Here is a 5,564-nt window from a genome sequence, read left to right as displayed (position 1 = left end):
CCTACTGGATGCAGAGGGCTACAAGGATTATAAGAACTTCAAGGCGCGCGTATTGTTACCGGCAGTAAAAGAGATTAATCAATACAGCGATAAGATACTTGATTTTGAAGAGCGCAAGAGAGGAAAGGCAGTAAAGGCTATAGGGTTCACGGTCAAGCCAAAGTCAACAGAAGAGGTTATACAGATACAGGCAGCTATCGAGCGGGATCTTGACGGGGTGAACAGTCTGGATCAACTTTCTATTTTCGATAGAGAGGAAATATAGGGATCATGAAAGATGATTTTTACAGTGTGGCAGAGTATGCAGCACTAAAGGGCATTTCAAGGCAAGCTGTCTACCAGAAATTGAACAACGGCACTTTACAATCGGTTGACAAGGTTGAAAACGGAAAGAAGATAAAGTACATATATTTCAAGGATCAAGAGCGGGACGGTGAACAAGTATTCAATCAAGATGTTGTCAAGGTGTTAAACAAGCGGATTGAAGAGTTGACAACAGAGAGAGACAAGCTATACAAGCGGGTTGAAGAGCAGCAAGAGACAATAACAGATCTTGCTAAACGTCTCGCAGATATTGCAGAGAGGGCAACACAGGCAACAGTACAACAACAGTACTTGCAAGCGGCAGCAACAGCACCGGCAGCAGATACACCGGAAGATCTTCCAGAAGAAGAGACGGCAGCACCGGCAGCACAACAGCAACGGGGGATCTTGCAGCGGTTACGGTCTTTCTTCTCTGGAAAATAAAAAGGACATTGCTACAATACAACGTCCTTTTGTGGTATATGTTTTAGCCAGGTATCAACTAAACGATTCAACCGGCATCAAGAAATAGGGATCAAACGTGATAGAGTCTGATAGCGGGTTGTCTGGATCTACATCAAGTGATACGTGCATCATGGTTGAATCTGGATCAACAGAGAGGGCATCGGCAGACAACACAAGATCAATACTTGATACATGAAGCTTTTTTATTTTGTCTTCCAGAAGAGAGACAAGAGCGGGGTTATCAATGTGATACTCTCCGGTCTTAAGCAATGCGGCATCAAGTGCAGCGCGGTCAACGGGGATTGATACAGTGCCGATGGAATCAATTACAACGTTCATGTTAATGTTATCCTTTCTTGTAGATTGTATTTATGAACGTTGATAGTATAGCATATTACTCAATATCTTACAATGATAATTTTGATAAACGGGAAGAGGTGGGGAGCATGGCAGAGAAAAAAAGGAAATGGACAACTAAAGATTTTGACCGTATGAACGACTATAACCGGAAGCACTACGACAGATTAAATCTTGTCGTTGGATCTGGTAAGCGTGAGTTGATCAAAGCGGCAGCAGCGGCAAGAGGGCAGAGCATAAACGATTATATCATTACACTACTGGAAAAGGATCTTGGTACAGATCTTAGACCGGAGCGGGCAAGCGGTGAAGATCTTCCAGAAGAGTAAAGCATTGCAGCAGCGGGGGCGGGGTTCTGGTTTTTCTCTCTGGAAAGATATGTGATTGATTGATAGTTGCTTCTTCTCACACACCGGAGAAATATCTGTAAATGTAAATAATTATTTATCAATATTGGAGCGGGTTTCTAATTTGGCGTCAGATTGCGTTGTATTGCGTTTTGTGCTTCTGGAATATAGAAACACATCCAAAGCGGTTAAATACGCGTACAAGCGATTCTGATGCGATTTTTAATTGATCACGTCCCGCTCAAGGCTTTTACCTATTGGAAGATATAGGGCTTGACTTGATATTACTCAATATGATATTATAGGCAGCAAGGGGGTTTATCAACATGAAAAAAGATTACACAACAAACACAGTACCTAACCGGCAGAAATTTGAGGTTGTCGAACTGGAAGAACATAGACAGACCATAAGCGGCACACTTCCAGAAGGTGACGTTATATTCTCCGGATATGGTAAGATAACAAGAACGGAGAGCGTTATAGCAGCAAAAAAATTAATGGACGGAGATAAAGCGATTGCAGAAGTAAAAGTATCGGACGGTAAGAAGTTGGGCGGCAGGGCAAAGGCAGAAGCGTTAATTATGTATTACGATATGGCATTAAATCAAGACGGGTATGCCTTTGATCTTAGCGCGGCACGGTATCAAGACTTATACGGTATCAATGAGAATCAATACCATATAGCAAGAGACAGACTAAAGGCAGCGGGGTATCTAACACCACATCCAACACGGAAAGGTTGGTTTTTGTTTTGGAGAGTACCGCAAATAGACGGGGCGAAGCAGTTCACGGGCGGCATATCGGTTGCAGATCCGGAAGACGTGGACGGGGCGCCGGAAGATCTTCCAGACGAGAGAGAAGTGCTGCAGCGGTACACGCACACACCAGAGACGGCAGCAGCACCGGCAGAAGATGTAGACGCGTTTATAGCTCGGCTGCGGGCAGAGTATGCGGACGAATCAGAACAGCTCGAAGGATATATAGATAGCGCGCTTAAAAAGGTCGAACGGTATACGAATATAGAGAGCGCGGAGCGGGCAGTACTTGAAGAGCTTCACCGGATAGAGAACGCTATGCAGTTCGGTAGACAACTGAGAGCAGAAAAAAGAGCGGCAGCACCGGCAGCACCGGCAGCGCGGCAAGATGACGGGTACGATGATGACGGGGTACTTCCATTTTGACGGGCACGTACAGCCACAGCAGCACACGGCATGCAGCCACAGCGGTACACGCGCGTACAGCCACAGCGGTACAGTAATATAACAGGTTAATATTATATATTATATAACATACTACCATGGTAGAATATAAGTGTACAGCCACAGCGGTACACGGGAATTATAAAGGGGGTTTTCTTTATGGATAGGTCTAAACGTGTTATTGACTATTGGAAAGAGAATAGACCGGATATATATAGCTTACTTCCAGAAGATGAAGCAGAGCGGGAGCGGGTTTCTGATATTCTGGAAAGGTGGTTACTGGATGACTTCAACCGTACTTTTAAAGGCTTGATCTGCAAGTATGGAATAGGTGTCAACGGATGGAATGAAGAACTACAGCAGCCTAATGTTGTTATTTGTTCTGGATGGTTACCGGCCAACCTGCTAAAACAGAATATTGTGTTTAATCTGGAAGGTATACCGGAATCATACTACAGATAATTATAGCTTGATCATCTGGAGACTATACAAGATATTGTGTATTAATACATAATAATACTATATATTGTGTATATTTATACGGCTGTAAATATCTGCAGGGCGGTTAATGTTAAATAATTTTTCGATTTGAAAAGTGTACACTTTAGCGAACTAAAGTATATAGAAAAGTGCTGATCTTATCCAGAAATGGGAAGATCTGGAAACTTAGCACTACAAGAGAATCAAGCGGAAAGAGCGGTTGTTTTCGTTTCTTTTCGCTTTTCTTTTTTGGGATTTTTGCAGATGATGCGCGGATAATGCGGAAGTTATGGGATTTTTACGGGGGTTCTTTTCACGTTTAAAAAGGTGTACTTTATTGGACAACAATTCTTGACAGGTTTTCACGTTTACAAAGGTCTTACCGTGACATTTTGGATGTTTAAAAAGTATGTAAGATTTACATTGACTTTTTTGAACGGGTATGTTATATTATGACCATACTGATATTACACAATATCAAATTTTGATAAAGGACGGTTACAGCAATGGATAATAGAACTTGGTACTATGGACGGGTGAGCAGCAGCGGGCAGAACTTAGCCAGGCAGATATCACAGTTTAAAGCACTTGGAGCGGGTGAGCGGGATATCATCACGGACAAGGCAAGCGGGAAAGACTTCAATAGAGACGGCTACAAGGCAATGCGTGATCAACTGTTAAGGTCTGGTGATACTCTGGTAGTAACAAGTATTGACCGTCTTGGAAGAAATAAAGAGATGATCAAGACAGAGCTGCAATACTTCAAGGATCACGGCATCCGGTTAAAGGTTCTGGATATACCTACAACAATGATGGATCTTCCAGAAGGTCAAGAGTGGATTGCTGATATGGTTACTAATATTCTTCTGGAAGTCTTATCAAGCTTTGCAGAGCATGAGCGGTTGACAATTAAGAAGAGACAGCAAGAGGGCATTGCAGCAGCAAAGGTTGACGGGGTTAAGTTTGGACGTCCTACCATCAGCAGACCGGATAATTTTGATAGCGTGGTAGCTGATTGGAGATCTGGAAAGATCACAGCAGTACAGGCATATACAAGCTTGAATCTTAGAAAAGGGACATTTTACAAGATGGTCAAGGAAGGTTGACCGGCAGCGGATCAACAGCAGCAGCGGGGCGGCAATGGTACACCGTCCCGCTCAAGGGATCTAATAACAGAGATCTTGCAGCAATGCGGGATCTTTTGTTTTTTGCTGTTTTTCGTGTGAACTACACACGTGTTTTCACTTCTGAATCTTCCAGAGTATAAATACACGTCTACAGGCATCATGTTTTTTTTGCTGAGAATTTCTCACGCGAAACGGGCAAAATAGAAAAATTGATTCACCAGGGCGCAAGAGGTACACGGGTTGAAGATCTGGAAATGTGCGGCGCGATCAGCAAAGTTAATACAAGGGTTGTTTATCTATCGGCTACATTTGGTACGGTCTACAGGTTGCAGCTTGTGGTATTTTGGTTGTAGATGATTGTAGTTTGGTTGCAGTTCTGGAAAGAGGCAGACAGATACAACAATATTTTTTTGTGCTGTCGCGCGCGTGCGCGCGTATATACTTATCAAAATACTTATTTGTATTTATTATATAATATGTTATCGGCTACATTTTTTACTATTGACGGCTACATTTTTTACTATATCGGCTACATTTTTTACTATCAACGGCTGCACGTCTTGCAAACGTGTAGTTGAAATGGTATTATTTTCAAGGGGTGATTTTATGGAAGATCAAGAAGTAATACAGGCGCGGAGCGCGTTAGTTGTAAAGTCAAACGACTTAATACAGAGAAGCAGATTTTCTTTAACAACACAGCAGCAGAAGATAGTATTGTTTCTTATCAGCAAGATACAGCCAGACGATACAGAGTTTAAAAGGTATCAATTCTCAATTAGTGACTTTTGCAGGGTATGCGGCTTAGATCAAAGCAATGGGAAATATTACGTAGAACTACGTAAAGCTATAAAGGATCTGCACGATAAATCTATATGGGTAACACTTCCAGACGGGCGCGAAACGTTAATATCATGGATCAATAAGGCATACATTGAAGAGAACAACGGAGTTATTGAGATAAGACTTGATGAAGATCTGCGGCCTTATCTTCTGGATCTGAAACGGAATTATACACAATACGAACTGATATATACGCTGCACTTCCGAAGCAAGTACACAATTAGATTATATGAGTTGATACAATCAATACACTTTAACACTCTGGAAGAGTACAGGCGCGTCTATAGTTTGGAAGAGTTGCGCGGCCTACTGGATGCAGAGGGCTACAAGGATTATAAGAACTTCAAGGCGCGCGTATTGTTACCGGCAGTAAAAGAGATTAATCAATACAGCGATAAGATACTTGATTTTGAAGAGCGCAAGAGAGGAAAGGCAGTAAAGGCTAT

General features: G+C 42.4%; 8 protein-coding genes. 7 read left to right on the top strand and 1 reads right to left on the bottom strand.

What is annotated here, in order from left to right; all coding sequences use genetic code 11:
- Positions 1-265, top strand: a 265-nt coding sequence (locus IKN49_05115) for a replication initiation protein (protein MBR3632417.1), incomplete at its 5' end; no start/stop codon positions are given.
- 5 nt (positions 266-270) lie between these two features.
- A complete protein-coding gene (locus IKN49_05110; GenBank protein MBR3632416.1) occupies positions 271-747 on the top strand; it encodes a hypothetical protein in 477 nt (158 codons plus the stop codon).
- Positions 748-801: 54 nt separating this feature from the next.
- Here the strand turns inward: IKN49_05110 and IKN49_05105 are convergent, their stop codons facing one another.
- Positions 802-1,107: a hypothetical protein gene (locus tag IKN49_05105; GenBank protein ID MBR3632415.1), complete on the bottom strand. Its 306-nt coding sequence runs from the start codon at positions 1,105-1,107 to the stop codon at positions 802-804.
- 32 nt (positions 1,108-1,139) lie between these two features.
- Between IKN49_05105 and IKN49_05100 the strand changes: the two genes are divergently transcribed.
- The 5 genes from IKN49_05100 to IKN49_05080 form a co-directional block, all read left to right on the top strand.
- On the top strand, positions 1,140-1,454 hold the full coding sequence (locus IKN49_05100; GenBank protein MBR3632414.1) for a hypothetical protein: 315 nt from the start codon (positions 1,140-1,142) through the stop codon (positions 1,452-1,454).
- Positions 1,455-1,798: 344 nt separating this feature from the next.
- The gene (locus IKN49_05095; protein ID MBR3632413.1) at positions 1,799-2,653 is read left to right on the top strand and encodes a hypothetical protein; all 855 of its coding nucleotides are present in this window, start codon (positions 1,799-1,801) and stop codon (positions 2,651-2,653) included.
- Between the two features lie 177 nt (positions 2,654-2,830).
- Positions 2,831-3,133 (top strand): hypothetical protein, encoded by a 303-nt coding sequence (locus IKN49_05090; protein ID MBR3632412.1) that lies wholly within the window; start codon positions 2,831-2,833, stop codon positions 3,131-3,133.
- Positions 3,134-3,657: 524 nt separating this feature from the next.
- The gene (locus IKN49_05085) at positions 3,658-4,257 is read left to right on the top strand and encodes a recombinase family protein (GenBank protein ID MBR3632411.1); all 600 of its coding nucleotides are present in this window, start codon (positions 3,658-3,660) and stop codon (positions 4,255-4,257) included.
- A gap of 627 nt (positions 4,258-4,884) precedes the next feature.
- A partial coding sequence (locus IKN49_05080) for a replication initiation protein (protein ID MBR3632410.1) occupies positions 4,885-5,564 on the top strand: 680 nt, incomplete at its 3' end.

This window comes from Elusimicrobiaceae bacterium (genome assembly GCA_017528825.1).
Classification (GTDB): domain Bacteria; phylum Elusimicrobiota; class Elusimicrobia; order Elusimicrobiales; family Elusimicrobiaceae; genus Avelusimicrobium.
This window is presented reverse-complemented; position numbering and strand designations above follow the sequence as displayed.